Source organism: Chelativorans sp. M5D2P16 (assembly GCF_034427935.1).
Lineage (GTDB): Bacteria > Pseudomonadota > Alphaproteobacteria > Rhizobiales > Rhizobiaceae > Chelativorans.
Map to the genome: position 1 here is coordinate 224,386 of NZ_JAXQNM010000003.1, position 18,155 is coordinate 242,540.

Below are 18,155 nucleotides of genomic sequence, written 5' to 3' on the forward strand. Positions count from 1 at the left end.
GTCATCAATGGAGAAGATCGTGGACCAGATCGTCCCGCATGTCATCGGCGCCCGCTTCCCGGGCCGCTACATCCAGGCCCCCGGCCTGATCGCCCGGCTCGGCGTGGAGGCGCGGCCGCTCGGCACGCACGGCCTTTGCCTGCTGGACAACGGATTGGCCGATGTCCTGGAGGGAACGCTTCAGGAAGGGGCGGCGGGCGAGATCGCGCTCACCTGCCGGCGCCATGGCGGCGAGTGCTCCGAGGCCGAGATCGCAGCCGGCGTCGAAGCCGGACGGAAAGCCCGGGCCGACCTGGTGATCGGCGCGGGCGGCGGAAAGACGCTCGACACGGCCAAGGCGGTCGCGCATGCGCTATCCGTCCCCGTCGTCATCGTGCCCACCATCGCCGCCTCGGACGCGCCCTGCTCCGCTCTGGCCGTCGTCTATCGCGAAGACGGCAGCGTCGCCTACGACCATTTCCTGCCGCGCAACCCGGACCTGGTGCTGGTCGACACCGCGATTATCGCCCGCGCTCCGGCGCGGTTCCTGGCCGCCGGAATCGGCGACGCGCTGGCCACCTTCTACGAAGCGGAAAGCTCGCGCTGCGCACAGGCACCCAACTGCTGGGGCACGCACGGCTCACCCGTCACCTACGCGATCGCGCGCTTCTGCCGCGACGTGATCTTCGAAGCCGGCGAGGCCGCACTGGCCGAATGCGACCGGAACGAGGCGGGGCCGGCGCTGGAGCGTGTGGTCGAGGCAAACATCCTCCTGTCGGGCGCCGGCTTCGAATCCGGCGGCGTGGCGGGCGCCCACGCGATCCATCACGGCCTGTGCGAGCTCGAGGACGTGCATCACCACCTGCACGGCGAGAAGGTCGCCATTGGCGTCCTGGCGATGCTGCTCATCCACGGAATGGAGGAGGAATTCGCGTGGGTGAAAGCGTTCTGCGAAAGGGTCCGACTGCCGGTCACCCTGGCCGACGTCGGGATCGCTGAGGTGACGGAGGCGAAGCTCGACCGCGTGGCCGAGCGCGCCTGCAAAGCCGGCGACATCATGCACAACGAGCCCATCGCGGTGAGCCCGCAGATGGTCGTCGCGGCCTTGAAGCGCCTGGCCTGAAGAGGCCGTGCCGATGACAAGAGCCACATCAGAAGGGAACGAAATGCAAGAGATCCTTCATACTTTCCGGCCGGATCTTTTCTCCGGCAGGCATGCGCTCGTCGTCGGCGCGACCAGCGGCATCGGCCTCGACATTGCGCGAGGGTTTGCCGGTCTCGGCGCACGCGTCACGGCCACCGGCAGCTCGGCCGGGAAGATCGCCGGGCTCGACGAGGAAGGCATTTCCTTTGAGCGCCTCGACGTCCGCGATGCCGACGCCGTCCGCGCCTTTTGCGCGGCGCAGACCAGGGTCGACGTCCTGATCAACGCGGCCGGCGTGGCGCGAGGAGAGGAGGAATGGCAGGAAGAGGTCTTCCTCGACACCATCGACGTCAATCTGAATGCGCAGATGCGCTTCAGTTTCGCCCTGCACGACCGTCTGGCCGAGACCAGGGGCTCTATCGTCAACATCGCCTCCATGCTCAGCTTCTTGGCGGATCCCGGAGTGCCGGCCTACTGTGCATCGAAGACGGGGGTGCTCGGCCTCACACGGGCCTGCGCGCACCGGTGGGGCCGCGAGGGGATCCGCGTGAACGCCATCGCCCCCGGCTATCACAAGACGGACATGACGAAGCCCATCTGGTCGCGCCCCAAGGGCGAGGCGGCGATTTCCAAGCGCACCGCGCTCGGCCGGTGGGGCACTACCGAGGACCTGGTGGGCGCCGCACTCTATCTGTGCTCGCCCGCCGCGGCCTATATCACCGGCATCTGTCTTGAAGTCGACGGCGGATTCGCCACGGGCAACCCGCTGGAGTGAGCCGCGGGAACGAACCTGGTCCTTCCACTCACGCCGTTCGCCGCGGGGCGGCGCCGGGTCAGGCCCTGCGGGCTTGCGCGGCGCCTCCCTGGCTGCCCGAGCGGCCGTTATGCGGGGCCGGCAGGGTCGGCTCGCCGACGGTATCCTCGCAAACCCTCACGTGATCGGCCAACGCATCGTTGGACAGGAGCGCGCTGATCGTGGTGATGTCGCGCTTCTGGAACGCCGGCATCTGCTGGAGCTCCTTGAGCCGCTGAAGCAGTGCAAGTCGGGTCATGTCGTCTCCTTCACTCCCTGTCGGCGGCAACGGCGCCGCCATCGAGGGGATCGGCGGCCCTCAGGCCGCCTTGACGCGCGCGTCGAGGGGGATCTCGACGTCGATTTCCAGTGTCGAGACCTTGTCGCCGCGCTCCATCTGCACATTGACCTTTTCGCCGTCGACCTTCACGTGCTTGGCGATCACGGCGAGGATCTCCTCCCGCAATAGCGCCACCAGATCCGAATCGCCCACCGAGGCCCGCTCGTGGGCGAGCAGGACCTGCAGCCGGTCGCGCGCCGTGGGCGCCGAGGCCTGCTTACCGAAGAGGCGGAAGATGTTCATGCTGCCCTCCGTCCGAAGATCTTTCCGAACAGGCCGCGCTTTTCGCCGGGGACGGTGACCGGCACGGTTTCGCCGGTCAGCCTGCGCGCGGCCTGGAGATAGGCCTGTGCCGGCGCGCTGCGGCTGTCGGCGATCGTCACCGGTGCGCCGAGGTTGGAGGCGCGCAGGACGTCCATGCTCTCGGGTATGATGCCGAGCAGCGGGATCGACAGGATCTCCAGGACGTCGTCGACCTTCAGCATGTCGCCGCGATCGGCCCGGTTGGGATCGTAGCGGGTCAGAAGCAGGTGCTTTTCGATGTCCTCGCCGCGCTCGGCCTTGAGCGTCTTGGCGTCGAGAAGACCGATGATGCGGTCCGAATCGCGGACCGAAGAGACCTCGGGGTTGGTGACCACCACGGCAACGTCGGCGTGGCGCATCGCCAGCGTCGCGCCGCGTTCGATCCCGGCCGGGCTGTCGCAGATGACCCAGTCGAAGCTCTTCCTGAGCGCGCTGATCACCCGTTCGACGCCCTGGGCCGTCAGATTGTCCTTGTCGCGCGTCTGCGAAGCGGGCAGCAGGTAGAGCGTTTCCAGGCGCTTGTCGCGGATGAGGGCCTGCGACAGCTTGGCGTCACCCTGGATGACATTGATGAGGTCGTAGACGACGCGCCGCTCCGCTCCCATCACGAGGTCGAGATTGCGCAGACCGACGTCGAAGTCCACGACGGCCACCTTCGCACCCCCCTGCGCCAGGGCGGCGCCGAGGGCGGCGGCCGACGTCGTCTTTCCGACGCCTCCCTTACCCGACGTGACAACAACGACTTTTCCCATTTCCCTCTCCTGTGCTCTCTGCCCGCCGCTTCAGATGAGTGTCTCTGACCTGATCGCATCGCCGTCGAGCCACAGCTGGACGGCGCGTCCGCGCAGCTGCGGCTCGATGTCTTCGGCCGTCTTGTAAAGGCCGTCGATTGCAAGAAGCTCCGCCTCGAGCTTGCGGCAGAAGATGCGCGCCGAGGCGTTGCCCATGGAACCCGCCATCGCCCGTCCGCGAAGCGTTCCGTAGATGTGGATGGAGCCGCCGGCGACGATTTCCGCGCCCGAGGCGACCGAGGCGATGACGGTGACGTCGCCGTCGGGAAAGATGACCGACTGTCCGGAGCGCACCGGTTGATCGATGATGAGCGAGGGCATCGCCCGGACCATCGGCTGCTCGGCCTGCCGGCTGGGTGCTTCGGGCTCGTCATGCCGCGCGTCCGGTTTTTCCGCGGCCGGCTCCGGCGACGGCATCTCGATGTCGGAGGCTGGCCGGCCGCCGGACATGGCGGGCGGCATGTCGAAGCCCAGTTGCGAGGAGCGCGCGCCCTCGATCCCGATGATGCGCACGCTGCGCTTGCCGAGTTCGTCGACCAGTCCCTTCAGCTCAGCCCGGTCGATGGCAAGACCGTCGACGTCGAGCACCACCGGCCGGCGCAGGAAAAAGCCCGCCGAGCGGTCGGCGAGATCGTCGAGCCGTGCCAGCCAGCTCTCCACCGGAAGCTCCGGCGTGAGCACGAGTGCGAGAAAGGAGCGTCCCTTGAGGCGGATCGGTCGGCTATCAGTTAGCACTTTGGTCATCTTCATTAATTTTCCCTTGTTCGGGTCTAGGTGCTTCGTGGTTAACGAATGGTTAATGCACCCGCCCCCGGCAACCTGCAGAGAGGAAAAACGAGGGGAAACGTGCGGCGCGGCGCGCTTGCAGCCCGAAGCGCTGCCTGCCGGCGCAACCACTGCGTTTAGACGCAACGGCGTTGCTGCTTTGAGGGGTCGCGGAGCGGTAGCCTGGCCCGAATCACCCGAGCGCATACAATCGCCCGAGGGATCGATACGCGCCGGCGGATTTCCGCCGGCGCCGTTTTCCGAAAAGTGAGGAGCCCGCCTGCTAGGTCGCTTCAGGCATGAGCTTCGGGTCGGGCTTCTCCGCCTGTTCCGGCACGTCCTTCGACGAAATGTAGGTGTAGAACATCGGCACGACGAAGAGCGTGAACAGCGTGCCCACCAGGATGCCGGTGAAGATCACGAGGCCCATGGAATAACGCGCGGCGGCGCCGGCGCCGGAGGCGGTGATCAGCGGCACCACGCCGAGCGACATGGCGCCCGTCGTCATCAGGATCGGCCTGAGGCGCACCCGCGCGGAAGCGACGATGGCGTCGCGGCGACGCATCCCGTGGTGTTCGCGCTGCTGGTTGGCGAACTCGACGAGCAGGATGCCGTGCTTGGTGATCAGCCCGATCAGCGTGATCAGCCCCACCTGGGTGTAGATGTTGAGCGTGCCGAGGCCGAGATTGAGCGGCAGCATCGCGCCGAAGATCGACAGGGGCACCGACATCAGGATGATAAGCGGATCACGGAAACTCTCGAACTGGGCGGCGAGCACCAGATAGATGATAACGACGGCGAGCACGAAGGCGATCAGCGTCGTCTGGCCCTGCTCCTTCTCCAGCCGCGACTGGCCGGAATAGTCGATGAAGAAGCCGGCCGGCATGTTCTGAAGCGCGATGTTCTCGATCGTCTCCAGGCCGGCACCCGTTGTCACGCCGGGGCGCGGCAGCGCCGATATCGTCGCCGAGTTGAGCTGGTTGAACTGCTCGATGGAGGCGGGCGAGGCGTTGGTGGAGATGTTCACCACTGCCGAGAGCGGCACCATCTCGCCGGTCACGCTACGCACGAAAAGGTCGCCCAGGCGCTCCGGATTGTTCCGATAAGCCTGCGGCACCTGCATGATGATGTCGTAGCTCTGCGACTCGCGGTCGAACTGGGCGATCGAACCGCCGCCGACCAGCAGACCCAGCGTGCCGGCGATGTCGCGGACCGAGAGGTTGAGCGCGGCGGCGCGATTGCGGTCGATCGTCACCGTGACCTGCGGCGCGTCGAAGGACAGCGAGTTCTGGACGACGATGAAGCGACCGGATGCTTCCGCCTCCTGCTTGATCTCCTCGGCCACCTCGTAGACCTGGGCAGGATCGCCGGTCGACTGGAGGACGACCGAGATCGGCAGGCCGCCGCCGGTGCCCGGCAGGGTCGGCGGCGCGAAGACGAACGCCTCCACGCCTGTTACCCCGGAAATGCGGCCCTGGATGTCCTGCTGGATCTCGGCCTGCGAGCGGTCGCGGTCCGCCCAGTCCTTGAACGCCCACACCGCGAAACCTTCGTTGGTTCCGCCACCGAAGGCGACGGCCGAGAAGCTGGCCCGCAGTTCCGGCAGGTCCTCGGTCACCTGCATCATCTGGTCGACGTAGCGGGCGGTGTATTCCGAGGTGGCGTAACGCGGCGCCGTGATCAGCGAGAAGAGCGCGCCCTGGTCCTCTTCGGGTGCAAGCTCGCTCGAGGTGTTGAAGAACATGAACCCGGTGACCGCGACGAGCGCGACGACGATCATCAGCGTCACCGGCCGGTATTTGAGCGACCCCGCCACGAGGCGCTCGTAGCGGTTTTCCACGCGCTCGAAGGTTCGGTCGATGAAGGCCTGAAAGCGGCTGGGGTTCCCTGCCCGCAGGATGCGCGCGCTCATCATCGGGGTGATGGTCAGCGCCACCACGCCCGACAGGATGACCGCGCCGGCGAGCGTGACGGCGAACTCGCGGAACAGCGCCCCGGTGAGCCCGCCGGTAAAGGCGAGCGGCGCAAACACCGCGGCGAGCGTGATCGTCATGGCGATGACGGCCGAGGAGATCTCGCGCATGCCGTTGAAGGCGGCCTGCATGGCCGACATGCCCTCGTCTTCCATGTGCCGGTGGATGTTCTCCACCACCACGATGGCGTCGTCGACCACGAGGCCGATCGCCAGCACCATGGCCAAAAGCGAGAGGAGATTGATCGAATAGCCGAAGGCGAAGAGGACGAAACACACCCCGATCAGCGACAGCGGGATGGTCACGATCGGCATCAGCACCGAGCGGAAGGAACCGAGGAACAGGAGGATGACGAGGATGACGATCACCACCGCTTCGCCGATGGTCTTGAACACCTCCTCGATCGAGGCGCCGATCTGCTCGGTGGCGTCATAGACCATGGTGATGGTCATGCCGTCGGGCAGGCTTGACTGGATCGCCGGCAGTTCCTCGATCATCGCCGCCGCCGTATCCAGCGGATTGGCGTCGGGGGTTGGATAGATGCCGATGAAGATGCCCGGCTCGCCGTTGAAATTGACGATCGTGTCGGTGCTTTCCGCGCCCAGCTCGACATTGGCCACGTCGCGCAGTCTGACCACCTCGCCGTTCTCCGACTTCAGCGGCAGGGCTCCGAAGGCCTCGGCCGTCTGCAGCGTCGATTCGACAGTGATCGGATAGGCAACATAGGTGTTCTCGGTCTTGCCCGGCGCGGCCAGGAAGTTCGAGGCGTTGATGGCGTCGAGCACTTCCGAGGCGGTCATGCCGCGCGCGGCGAGCTGGACCGGATCGACCCACACCCGCATCGAATAATTGGCAGCACCCAGGATCTGCACCTCCGCCACGCCCTGGACGGTGGACGCACGGGGCCGGATGACGCGCTCGATATATTCGGTGAGCTGCTCGGCCGTCATGTTCGGGCTCTGCATCGCCAGATACATGATGGCGAACTGCTCGCCGGTGCCCTTGACGATCACCGGGTCCTCGGCCTCGTCGGGCAGCTCTCCGCGCACGCCCTGAACCTTGGACATGACCTCCGTCAGCGCCGTGTCCGGGTCGGAACCCAGCTTCATCTGCACCGTGACCGTGCTGCTCGACGGCCGACTCTGGGAGGTGACGTAGTCGATGTTCTCCGTCGTCGAGACGGCCCGCGCGATGGGGGCGCTGATGAAACCCTGGATCAGGTCCGCGCTGGCGCCGGGATAGGCCGTCGTGATGGTGATGACCGTCTCCTCGACCTCCGGATACTGGCGCACCTGAAGATTGATGACGCTCTGGAGGCCGAGAAGCAGGATGAGAGCGCCCAGGACCGTGGACAGGACCGGGCGGCGGATGAAGATGTCGGAGAAGCTCATTGTCCGCTCGCCTGTGCGCTTTCCCCAGATGTGTCGGCGTCGTCCTCGGAGACGTTGACGGGGGTGCCGTTATTGAGCCGGTTCTGGCCAGCGGTGACGATCCTGTCGCCTGCCGAGATGCCCTTGCGGATCTCCACCTGCTCCCCGCTGCGCCGGCCCGTCTCCACGAAGACCTGTTTGACCACCAGGGAGGGCGCGTCTTGCTGGCTGCCTTGGCCACCGGCGTCCTCACCGCCCTCACCGGCCGCTTGGGCGTCCGACGCCGCAGAGGCGTCCGCGTCCTGCTCGTCAGCCGGCACGACCACGTACACGTGATCGCCGTAGAGGCTCGCCACGACGGCCGTCTGCGGCACGGCGAGCACGCCGTCCTCGTCCGGCAGGATGACGCGGACCTCGACGAACTGGCCGGGCGTCAGCCTCCCTTCGGGCTTGGTGACCTCGGCCCGCACGTTGACGAGGCGCGAAACCGGATCGATCTTCGGATCGATGCCCCTGATGGTGCCCTCGAAGGGCAATTCATCGCCGGTGAGCCCGAGCCGCACGGCTTGGCCGATCTTGAGGTTCGGCAATTCCTGCTCGGGAACGGTGAAGTCCACGCGCATGACCTCCAGGCTCTGCAGCGTGGCGACGACGGTTCCCGGCGTGATGTACTGGCCGAGCTGCACCCGCGGAATGCCCATGATGCCGGCAAAGGGCGCGTTGATCTGCTTCTGGTCGATCGCCGCCTGCGCCTTGGCGACCGCGGCCTGCGAGGCCTCGGCCGCGGCGCGCGCCGATTCCACGTTCACCTCGGCACCCACCTGGCGGCGCTGCAGCTCCAGCGCGCGCTGCAGATTGGCTTCGTCGAGCCTGGCCTGCGCCTGGGCCGAGGCCAGATCGGCGCGCTGCATGGCATCGTCGAGCTGGACGAGGAGAGCGTCCTTTTCCACTTCCTCGTTCGCCTCGAAGGCGATTTCACTGACGGTGCCCGCCGCCTCGACCGTCAGATCGACGCCGTTCGTGGCGCTGACGGTACCGATCGCCTCGATCTCCGGGGTCCATTGAGCCGGCTCCACCGTCACGGTCGAAACCGCCACCGGCTGTACGGGCATGTTGGCGAAGAACTCTTGAATCGCCTGATTGCGGTAGAGATTGAAGCCGACGATACCGCCGCAAACAAGGACAAGAAGAAGAAGCGCGATGACGAACCGCTTGATCATGACCGGGGGAATCCTTGTTCTGGCAACCAGTTTGATTATCGGAAGGAAAGTGCTGCTGCTAGAAAATGAACGCTCAGCCCACCCACCATCCTGTCGATGCACGCCGGTCGTCCTCACGGATCGCTTTCGGCCGGCACCCGACATGGAACGGTCGCCGTTTCATTCACCTTTCGGCCAGATTGTCAATTCAAAAAAGATGATGGAAACTATCAGCTTGCGTGCCGTGCGAGGCCTGACCCGCACGGCAGGCGCGTCTTTTGCCGGCTTGCGGCTTTGGGAACGCCCACCCGAACCAAGAGGACGGGCGTTCCCGAGAATTCAGGCCGCCCGCCGGCCCTCGGGCGCGGTCGTGCCCGCCCGCTTGAGGAAGGTCTTGTTGACCGGGCTGTGGGGCTTCAGCGCGAGCCGCTCGCTCGCGAGCGCCTCGGCCATGCCGGACAGGCCGCCGCGCAGCGAGGCTTCCGTCAGGGTCCAGTCGATGACGTCCCGCTGCGCATGGCTGCCGCCGAAGGAATTGGCGATGAAGCGCGCACCGTGGAGGCGTTCGGCCGCCCGCTCGTAGTCGCCTTCGGCAAAGGCGGCAAAACCCTCGATCAGGGGAACGGCCGTCCGCCGGCCCCAATCGGCGACTTCGTTCTCGTCCTGGCCGTTGCGATAGGCCGTCAGGATGCGGTCCACATCGCGACGGCGTCCGGCACCGAGATAGGCCATGGCCGCATGCCAGTCGTTGAAGGGATAAGTGCGGCCGTCGGCATGGCTGTCCCAGGTTGCGGCGAGCTCGTGCCAGCGTGCGCCGACATCGTGGCCGGCGGCATGCAGCCGCCACAGAAGCGCCGACGCGTCGACCATGTCCAAGGCGACGGTGCTACGGTCCCGGCGGATGGGACCGTCATAGAGCGCGAACACCTCCTCCACCTGACCCAGATCGAGGTGGCAGAGCGAGCGATGCCACCAGTTGTGCACCTTGAAGAAGTTGTCATCGCCGGACCAGTGCGGTTCACGGGCGATCATCCAGCCGATGCCGTCTTCGGCGCGCCCCTGCATCTCCATGACGTGGGCGACGGCATGGTGCGCCCAGCAGTCGAGCGGCTGCAGGTCGACCGCCTGGCGGCCGGCATCCTCGGCGCGCACGTAGTCGCCCGCCTCCTCCAGCCCGAAGGCATACATACCAAGGACAATGGAATAACCCGGCGTGTCCGGCGACCATTTCGGCAGCACGCGGGCGACGCGGTCGCGCAGATCCCGGGAACTGGCGCGGTAGAAATCCATCAGATGGCCGGACTGAAGGGCGACCATATCGCGCGGGTAAAGCATGTTATGGCGATCGAGCGCTTCGGCCGCCGCGGTCCACCGGCCGGCGAGGAGAAGATCGAGCGCGGCCAGATGCGATGCCTCGCGATCGGAGAGCTTCAGTCGTTTCGTCCCGGCGACGATCTTCTTTGCGGCTTTGGTGGCCTCGGGCTCCGTCGCCAAGCCGAGCAGATGCGCCTTGAGAATATGCGCCATGGTAAAATCGGGCGATATCCCGATCGCCCGGTCCACGAGGGCGATCGGGTCTCCGCGATAGATGTTGAAAGCGTCCACGGCGGCGTCGAACAGCTCCGCGGCCTCGGCCGGGGCGCCGGACAAGGCATTGCCTTGACGGTCTGAAATCATCGTTGGTCTCCTCCATGAGGTCTGGAAAACGTTGTCGCGGCTGCGGGCGGCCTTTCGGCTCCCGAAGCGGCGGGTTTGCTGCTAGACTGTTCTCCGGGCACGGATAATGACCGAGGCGCCGGAACTCTTGACCGCGGCGCCGCTTCGCCAGGGGAGAACCGTGATGGACGCGCTGCTCGACATGTTGGGCACGATGCGTCTTTCGGGCGGCATTTTCCTCGATGCCGAGTTCACCGCGCCGTGGTGCATCACGGCCAAGGTCGGACCGGAGGACTGCACGCCGTTCACCCCCGAGCCGCGCCACATCATCGCCTATCACTATGTCACCGAAGGACATCTTGTTTTGAAGGTGGGTGACCGGCCGGCGGTCTCCGTCGACGCCGGAGAGATCGTCGTCCTGCCGCGCAACGACGATCACCTGATGGGAAGCGCCCTGAACCTCAAGCCGGTGAACGCCGATCACCTCATCCAACCGGCACCCGACGGCACGCTCGCGCGGATCGTTTATGGCGGCGGCGGCGCGCGGACCCGCATCCTGTGCGGCTTCCTGGGCAGCACCCTCCCTCAGACAGCGCTTACGGCGATGCTGCCCAGCGTTTTGACGCTGAAGGCCGCCGAGGGACCCGCGGGCGACTGGATCGAGAGTTCCTTTCGCTTCGCAGCGCGCGAACTGGCACAGGACAACGCCCGTTCGCGCACGCTGCTTGCAAAGCTCGCCGAGCTTCTGTTCATGGAGGCTGTGCGCCGCTATTTCGCCGCACAGCCGCCGGGCGTGAATGTCTGGGCGGCGGCGGTGCGGGATCCGGTGGTCGGGCGGGCGCTGGCGCTCCTCCACGGACAACTCGCACGGCGCTGGACGACGGAGGCGCTGGCGCGGGAACTGGCCTGCTCCCGCTCCGCTTTCGCCGAGCGCTTCACGCGCGCCATCGGCGACCCCCCGATGCGCTATCTCGCCCGACTGCGCTTCGAGCGGGCCTCCACGCAATTGCGTGACACCTCCGCACCGATCGCACAGATCGCCTACGACGTCGGTTATGAATCCGAGGCCGCCTTCACACGCGCCTTCAGGCGAGCCTTCGGCACACCGCCGGCCGCCTGGCGGCGCGAGCACATGGCGCGCCCATGATGGGGCGGCGAACCCGCGCTATGACGCCCGGCAACGTCAGATGACCCGGAAGACCTCGTGTCTGCCGGCGTCGCGGTAGAAATCGACGCGGTTGCCGTTCCAGTGGTAGTCGATGTGCCGGCTCTGCCTGGGGTTGGCTGCGCAGTCGGGATAGAAGAGCCCTGCGCACGCGCCGCCTTCATGCCGCACGCTTGGATAGACGATCCCGTCGGAGCCGACGCGGTGAAGCGCGGCGCCCAGTTCCTGGCCGGCCCGGTAATCGTTTGCGTCGAGGACGGCTTTCCAGCGCGCTTCGTCGCCGCGCAGGTCGTGCAATCGGGTGTCGATGTCGAGGAGGATTTCGCGAAACTGCGATGTCCAGCCGGGCGCCTCGCCGGTTCGGACCATGAAGCGCTCGTGGTGATGGATGGTTTCGAAGAGCGCCGTTTCGAACGTGCGCCCCGCGTAAAGCACGCCGAAATGTCCGGCGCTGAATCGGCTCGGCCGGTCGGGACTGACATGGGTGAAGGGCGCCATCAGCCAGGTCGCACCGGGGCCGGCGACACGCCGCTCGGGCGGCACCAGGTCGAGATTGCCGACCGATTCCATCAGCCGCGGATTGGTCTTCTGCTCGGCCGAAAGGATGAGCGGCCAGTCGGCCGGGTCGGCGATATCCTCGAACAGGTCGATGGGCGGGAAGACGCTGCGGATGATCCGCACCGCGCTATCCCAGGAGATATGCGAGACAGGCGGAAGCGCGGCTTCGCTCACCAGCCGCCCCGCTCGGCGTCGAGATAGCGGCGTACCCGCATCAGATCGGTCAGCTCGCCCTCCAGCATGACCTCCAGTGCGGAGCGCCCGCCGAACGCGGCGTTCGGTTTGCCGACCCAGTCATAGGCGCGCTGCGGCTCGCGGAAGATGATGCGCAGCGCCTTGTGGATGCCCATGAGGTTGGAAAGACGCGCCTTGCCGTCACGGTCGATGCGGCCGATCTCGCCCGCCTTCCAGCGCCGGTAGGTGCGCGCCGGCAGGTCGAGCAGCACGCCGGCCTGTTCGTCTGTCAGGCCCCATCGCCCGAACAGGTTGACCACGGCGCGGAACATCGCCGCCGCCTCGGCGTCGGTGATCGGCGCCGGCCTGAAATCGCGGGCGACGGTATCGATTGGCTGTAACAGCGACATTGCGGTCTCCTTGCCTTCCAAAGATAGGTCGTGGACGGCCATTTGGCAAGGTTTAGATGATATAAGGCCAAATGTTTCGGCCAAGCCCAAGAGTTCGGGAGGCTCTGGCGCTATACACCTCAGCGCGCCGCGCCCGTCTGCACGCGCCGGCTAACCGCCCTCCCCCCGGTGGTCGTGCCGGTGGAGCCCATGGCGCTGCATCTTCTCGTAGAGCGTCTTGCGCGAGATGCCGAGGGCCTCGTAGACCGCTTTCAGGCTACCGCCATGGGCCTGCAGGGCGCCGGCGATCACGCTCCGCTCGAAGGCGGCCACGCGTTCGGCAAGGCCGCCGTCCGCATCTCCCTGCCCGGCCGCCTCGTTGTCGATGCCGAGCCCAAGCACGTAGCGGTCGGCGGCGTTGCGCAATTCACGCACATTGCCGGGCCACTCGCGCCGGGCGATATCGGCCACGATGCCCGGTGGCACCTCCACCTCGTCGAGCCGGTAGCGCGCGGCCGCCTCGCGCACGAGCTGGAGGAAAAGCAGCGGCACGTCCTCGCGGCGTGCCGCGAGCGGCGGCAGGCGCAGCGTGACAACGTTGAGGCGGTAGAGAAGGTCGGCACGGAAGCGGCCCGCCGCGGCCTCCGCCTCGAGGTCCGATTTCGAGGCGGCGACGAAGCGCACGTCGAGCGGCACGGTCTCGTTGGAGCCGAGCCGCGTGATCGCCCGCTCCTGGATGACGCGCAAGAGCTTCGCCTGGAGATCGAGCGGCATGGAGCCGATCTCGTCGAGAAGCACGGTGCCGCCGCGTGCATGCTCGAACTTGCCGTAGCGGGCGCGCATGGCGCCCGGGAAGGCACCCGCCTCGTGGCCGAAAAGCTCGCTCTCGATCAGCGTCTCGGGAAGTGCCGCGCAATCGATGGCCACGAACGGCCTTTCGGCGCGCGGGCTGGCGTCGTGCATGGCGCGGGCGGCCACCTCCTTGCCCGTGCCGGTCTCGCCGATGATCAGCACGTCGGCATCCGTCGCGGCCACCGCGCGCAGGCGGTGGCGCAGGTCGACCATCAGCGGGCTGCGGCCGGGCAGCCGCGCCTCCACGTCGTCGCGCTTGCCGGCGGCGGCCCGCAGGCGGCGGTTTTCCAGAATGAGCGAGCGGCGGTCGAGGGCGCGCGCGGCGATGTCGCCGAGGTGCTGGGCATTGAAGGGCTTCTCGATGAAATCGTAGGCGCCTTCCCGCATCGCCTTGACGGCGAGCTGCACGTCGCCGTGGCCGGTGATCAGGATCACCGGGATATCGGCGTCGATCTCGCGGATGCGGCTCATCAGCGTCATACCGTCGATGCCGGGCATGCGGATATCGGTGATGACGATGCCGTTGAAGCCGCAGCCGACCCGCTCCAGGGCGCGCTCGGCCCCGTCGAGACCCGTCACGGAAAAGCCAGCGAGGTCGAGCGATTGCGCGGCCGAGCGGCGCAGCTCCTCCTCGTCGTCGACGAGCAATATCTGCCCCGCACTCATTCGGCGGCCTCGCGGGCGGCGACCTCGGCCCTGTGCAGCGCGACGGTGAAGACCGCGCCGCCCTCGGGATGTTCGGCAAGCGCGAGGGTGCCGTCGAAATCCTTCACGATGTTGTAGGAGATTGACAGGCCGAGACCCAGCCCCTTGCCCACGCCCTTGGTCGTGAAGAAGGGATCGAAGATGCGCTCGCGAATGGCCTCCGGCACGCTCGGCCCGTTGTCGCGCACCGTGATCAGCACCTCCTCGCCCTTCGCGCGGGCCGTCAGGGCGACGATCCTTTCGGGCTGGCCCTCCACCGCGTCGACGGCGTTGGAGAGGAGATTGACGAGCACCTGCTGCAGGCGCACGGGCCCGGCGCGGGCCGCCAGCGGCTCCGGGCCGAGATCGACGGCGACCTTCACCCGCGCCGCCTTCAGCCGCCCTTCCAGAAGCTCCAGCGCGTCGCCGACCACCTCGCCGACCGCCACAGGGCCGAGCTTCTGGTTCGGCTTGCGGGCGAAATTGCGCAGGTGGCGGCTGATCGCCGCCATACGGTCGGTCAGACCCGAGATCCGCATCACATTGTCGCGCGCCTCGGCAAGGCGGCTGCGCTCGATCAGGATGGCGGCGTTGTCGGCATAGGTCTTCACCGCGCCGAGCGGCTGATTGAACTCGTGGCTGAGAGCCGCCGACATCTGGCCGAGCGCGGCGAGCTTGCCGGCCTGCACGAGATCGGCCTGGGTCTGGCGCAGCCGGTTTTCGGCATCGCGCCGCTCCGCCACCTCTTTTTCCAGCCGGCGGTTGACGAGCGCCAGATCGGCGGTCCGCTCCTCGACGCGCCGTTCGAGCTGCTCCTGCGCCTGGCGCTGGAAGGCGATGCGCTCGTGCAGCCGGGCGCGGCGCTGGAAGAAGATGAAGGCGGCGAGTGCGGCAAGCCCGAGCAGAAGCAGCGCGGCAACCACGCTGGTGAGCGCCTGGGCGCGCACGGAGGCGGTCTCCAGGAGCACGCGCACCGTCCAGCCGGCTTCCGGCATGACCTCCGCGCGCACCAGGTATTCCCGCTCCCGCCCGCCGGCCGAGACGGTCATCAGGTCGTGGCCGGCCTCGGTGGCGGCGGTGAAGGGAAACGGGCGCAGCCTGGTATCGGCATAGCGGCGCGACGCCTCGGTGCGCGCAAGCCGCGCGGGGGTGAGCGGCAGAAGGCCGGTGTAGAGCCATTCCGGCCGGCCGGTCATGAAGACGATGCCCTCCGGGTCGGTGACGACGATCTCGTGGTCGCCGCCGCGCCAGGAGGCCTCGATCGGCTCGATGTCGATCTTGAAGACGACCACGCCGCGCACCGCGCCATCGACCATCACGGGCGCGGAGAAATAATAGCCGCGCTTGAGCGATGTCGTGCCGAGCGCGAAGAAGCGCCCGCGCCGCCCCTCCATGGCCTCCTGGAAATAGGGCCGGTAGCTGAAATTCTCGCCGACGAAACTCGTCTCCCGGTCATGGTTGCTGGCCGCGATCGTCTCACCGTCGGGTTGCATGACGTAGATGTCGGAGGATTCCAGAAGGGCGTTGATTTCCTTCAGATAAGCGTTGCCCTGTGCACGCAGGCCGGGGGAGGCCGGGTCGCGCAGCAGCGCCTTGATCTGGGCGTGGTCGGCGATCAGCGCCGGCAGCGCCTCGTAGCGGTTGAGTTGGCCGCGCAGCGCCGCCACGGCCAGGCGCAGCGTGGTATCGCCGCGCGCGGCGGCCTGGTCGAGATAGGTGCTGGTGGCGAAGGCCCCGCCCTTCACGGCAATCAGTGCGCCGGCAAGCACCACGAGCAGCGCCGCGACCGGCAGCCGCCAGCCGCGCGCCGTCTTCCTCCAGCCGTCCTGGCCGGCCGTCGTTCCTTGGCGGCAACCGGCCGCGTCGCCGCGCTCGGTCATGTCGCGTCCTTCCCGAAAGGGGTGAAACCGGGGCGCAATGTGCCGCCAAGGCAGGGCCGACGCAAGCCGCAACGGCTGACCTTCCCTTTAAGACCGGGTCTCCCCGAATTTCTCAGGGAGATTGGAGGAGCGGGAGCCCGGAGCGCACAAGCGCGCCGGCAATTCGCAAACCGTGGCGACTGGCAACAACGGTAGCGTCGGCGTTATCTCCCCCTTGGCGGGGGAGAAAGCGGTTCTTGGGTTTAGCGAAGCTAAGCCTTAGAAATCGCCAGAGAGGGGGCTCCCGCTCCTCCGAAGCAGGAGACGAGTAATGGACATTATGCGGCTGACGGGCCGCCGGTCCAGCTCGGACGGCCTCTCAAGCCCCGTTCATCGGCGCTGGCGAACACCTGCCGTGCTGAGGGTCGTGCGCGCCGCAGCTCGTCCCCCACTCCGCGGCGCGATCTCCCAGCCGCGTGACGAAATCGTCAGCCAGATCGGCGACCGTGATCGACGCGAAGCGCTTGAGCAGAAGCGCCTCGGCATCGTTCAGCGCTGTCTCGAGCCGGGCGTCGACCGCCTGCTCAACGAGGCACTCGGGGTGATCGACCGACGGGCCGATGGCGAAGAGTGGCGGCCTGCCGATGGCTTTGTAGACGTCCAGCAGGGTGATTGCCTCGAGCCCGCAGGCAAGCTCCCAGCCGCCGCCATGCCCCTTCTCGGAGGTGACGTAGCCCTTGTCACGCAGGCCTGCCATCATGCGCCGCACGACCACCGGATTGGTCCCGAGCATGCCCGAGATGGTCTCGGAGGTGGCACGCTTGCAGTGGCGGTCCATGTGGATCAGCACATGGAGCATCCTGGACAGGCGGCTGTCGCGTCGCATCGGTCGGTCCTTCCTTCGGTGATCTCTCGAGAGCGGGTCCTGTTGAACGAACACGCTTCAGGCGCCTCATCCCGCAAGCCGGAGCCCAACGGAGGGTATCCGGGATCCGTTCGTGACTCTTCCGCGCTCCGGAATGGGTCCCCGACAAAGCTTCGCTTTTCCGGAGGACGCCCGGCATGGGACCGCGATTCCTCGTACCGGATCATCCCAACGAAACGCATTCCCTCCTATCAGACACGCGCTCACGTAACAAGTGATGTTTTCTGTGTTGACGAGCGCTGTCCGTTATGCAACTTGAAAAGATACATTACATGGAGATGAGCGAATGTCCTTCGAAGTGATCATCGTCGGCGGCAGCTTCGCCGGCCAGTCGGCGGCCCTGCAGCTGGCGCGGGCGCGCCGCCGCGTCCTGCTGGTCGACAAGAAAGAGCCGCGCAACCGGTTCGCGCGGTCCTCCCACGGCTTCCTCGGCCAGGACGGCGAAGCACCCGCCGCCATCATGGCGAAAGCCACCCGGCAGCTCTCCGCCTATCCGACCGTCGTCCAGGTCGAGGGCGAAGCGGTCACCGCGCGCCGTGAAGACCATACCTTTCGCGTCAGGCTGGCCGACGGCCGCGAGGAACTTGGCGCACGCCTCATCCTCGCGGTCGGTGTGCGCGACACCCTGCCGGCGGTCGACGGGCTGGAGGAGCGCTGGGGCGTCTCGGTCCTGCACTGCCCCTATTGCCACGGCTACGAATTGGGCGGAGGTCCGATCGGCGTGCTGGCGAGCGGACCGAACGCAGTCCATCAGGCAACGCTGGTTCCCGACTGGGGGCCCACCACCCTGTTCACGCAAGGGGTCTTCGAACCCGATGCGGAACAGGAAGCGCTCCTCACCGAGCGCGGCGCCGCGATCGAGCGCACGCCGATCGTCGAACTCCTCGGCACGGCACCGGCGCTTCAAGCGGTCCGCCTCGCCGACGGCCGGACAGTGGAACTGGCGGGCCTGTTCGTCGCTCCGAAGACCGCCCTCTCCAGCGATCTGGGCGCCCAGCTCGGCTGCGCCTTCGAGGATGGGCCGACCGGTCCCTTCATCCGCGTCGACGGCAGGCAGCGCACCAGCGTGCCGGGCGTTCTTGCAGCCGGCGATGCCGCCAGCGCCATGACGAACGCCACGCTCGCCGCCGCTTCCGGAGCAATGGCCGGTTTCGGCGCGCACCAGTCGCTGATCTTCGGCGAGCCGGCGCAACGGCCTTCCAGCGCGGCTGCGTAAAAGAACAATGAATATCGAAG

General features: G+C 67.1%; 16 protein-coding genes. 4 read left to right on the forward strand and 12 right to left on the reverse strand.

Features of this window, described 5'->3' with window-relative positions:
• Positions 1-7 precede the first annotated feature (7 nt).
• Positions 8-1,102 (forward strand): glycerol dehydrogenase, encoded by a 1,095-nt coding sequence (locus tag SIN08_RS01905; RefSeq protein ID WP_322449796.1) that lies wholly within the window; start codon positions 8-10, stop codon positions 1,100-1,102.
• Between the two features lie 43 nt (positions 1,103-1,145).
• On the forward strand, positions 1,146-1,898 hold the full coding sequence (locus SIN08_RS01910) for an SDR family NAD(P)-dependent oxidoreductase (protein WP_322449797.1): 753 nt from the start codon (positions 1,146-1,148) through the stop codon (positions 1,896-1,898).
• Between the two features lie 58 nt (positions 1,899-1,956).
• On the opposite strand, the gene SIN08_RS01915 is transcribed toward SIN08_RS01910, so the two are convergent.
• From SIN08_RS01915 to SIN08_RS01945, 7 genes are all read right to left on the reverse strand, one after another.
• On the reverse strand, positions 1,957-2,175 hold the full coding sequence (locus SIN08_RS01915) for a hypothetical protein (RefSeq protein ID WP_322449798.1): 219 nt from the start codon (positions 2,173-2,175) through the stop codon (positions 1,957-1,959).
• A gap of 60 nt (positions 2,176-2,235) precedes the next feature.
• Entirely contained in the window at positions 2,236-2,499 is a 264-nt protein-coding gene (minE, locus tag SIN08_RS01920) for a cell division topological specificity factor MinE (RefSeq protein WP_322449799.1), read from the reverse strand.
• Positions 2,496-3,311, reverse strand: coding sequence for a septum site-determining protein MinD (minD, locus tag SIN08_RS01925; protein WP_322449800.1), 816 nt, complete (start codon positions 3,309-3,311; stop codon positions 2,496-2,498). The genes minE and minD overlap by 4 nt, the downstream gene beginning before the upstream one ends.
• Before the next feature lie 30 nt (positions 3,312-3,341).
• Positions 3,342-4,094 (reverse strand): septum site-determining protein MinC, encoded by a 753-nt coding sequence (minC, locus tag SIN08_RS01930; RefSeq protein WP_322449892.1) that lies wholly within the window; start codon positions 4,092-4,094, stop codon positions 3,342-3,344.
• Between the two features lie 304 nt (positions 4,095-4,398).
• Complete coding sequence (locus SIN08_RS01935) at positions 4,399-7,479, reverse strand: efflux RND transporter permease subunit (protein ID WP_322449801.1); 3,081 nt, start codon at positions 7,477-7,479, stop codon at positions 4,399-4,401.
• Positions 7,476-8,678, reverse strand: a complete 1,203-nt coding sequence (locus tag SIN08_RS01940; protein WP_322449802.1) for an efflux RND transporter periplasmic adaptor subunit — start codon at positions 8,676-8,678, stop codon at positions 7,476-7,478. The genes SIN08_RS01935 and SIN08_RS01940 overlap by 4 nt, the downstream gene beginning before the upstream one ends.
• A 318-nt stretch (positions 8,679-8,996) precedes the next feature.
• A complete protein-coding gene (locus SIN08_RS01945; protein WP_322449803.1) occupies positions 8,997-10,334 on the reverse strand; it encodes a tetratricopeptide repeat protein in 1,338 nt (445 codons plus the stop codon).
• 106 nt (positions 10,335-10,440) lie between these two features.
• Between SIN08_RS01945 and SIN08_RS01950 the strand changes: the two genes are divergently transcribed.
• On the forward strand, positions 10,441-11,460 hold the full coding sequence (locus tag SIN08_RS01950; RefSeq protein WP_322449804.1) for an AraC family transcriptional regulator: 1,020 nt from the start codon (positions 10,441-10,443) through the stop codon (positions 11,458-11,460).
• A 36-nt stretch (positions 11,461-11,496) separates the two neighbouring features.
• On the opposite strand, the gene SIN08_RS01955 is transcribed toward SIN08_RS01950, so the two are convergent.
• The 5 genes from SIN08_RS01955 to SIN08_RS01975 form a co-directional block, all read right to left on the reverse strand.
• Entirely contained in the window at positions 11,497-12,210 is a 714-nt protein-coding gene (locus tag SIN08_RS01955) for an RES family NAD+ phosphorylase (protein ID WP_322449806.1), read from the reverse strand.
• The gene (locus tag SIN08_RS01960; RefSeq protein WP_322449807.1) at positions 12,207-12,620 is read right to left on the reverse strand and encodes an MbcA/ParS/Xre antitoxin family protein; all 414 of its coding nucleotides are present in this window, start codon (positions 12,618-12,620) and stop codon (positions 12,207-12,209) included. Before SIN08_RS01960 ends, SIN08_RS01955 begins: the two co-directional genes overlap by 4 nt.
• 150 nt (positions 12,621-12,770) lie before the next feature.
• Entirely contained in the window at positions 12,771-14,117 is a 1,347-nt protein-coding gene (locus SIN08_RS01965; protein ID WP_322449808.1) for a sigma-54 dependent transcriptional regulator, read from the reverse strand.
• Positions 14,114-16,015, reverse strand: a complete 1,902-nt coding sequence (locus SIN08_RS01970; RefSeq protein WP_322449809.1) for a sensor histidine kinase — start codon at positions 16,013-16,015, stop codon at positions 14,114-14,116. Before SIN08_RS01970 ends, SIN08_RS01965 begins: the two co-directional genes overlap by 4 nt.
• 358 nt (positions 16,016-16,373) lie before the next feature.
• A complete protein-coding gene (locus tag SIN08_RS01975) occupies positions 16,374-16,880 on the reverse strand; it encodes an Rrf2 family transcriptional regulator (protein ID WP_322449810.1) in 507 nt (168 codons plus the stop codon).
• A 325-nt stretch (positions 16,881-17,205) separates the two neighbouring features.
• Between SIN08_RS01975 and SIN08_RS01980 the strand changes: the two genes are divergently transcribed.
• A complete protein-coding gene (locus tag SIN08_RS01980; RefSeq protein ID WP_322449811.1) occupies positions 17,206-18,135 on the forward strand; it encodes an NAD(P)/FAD-dependent oxidoreductase in 930 nt (309 codons plus the stop codon).
• Positions 18,136-18,155 lie beyond the last annotated feature (20 nt).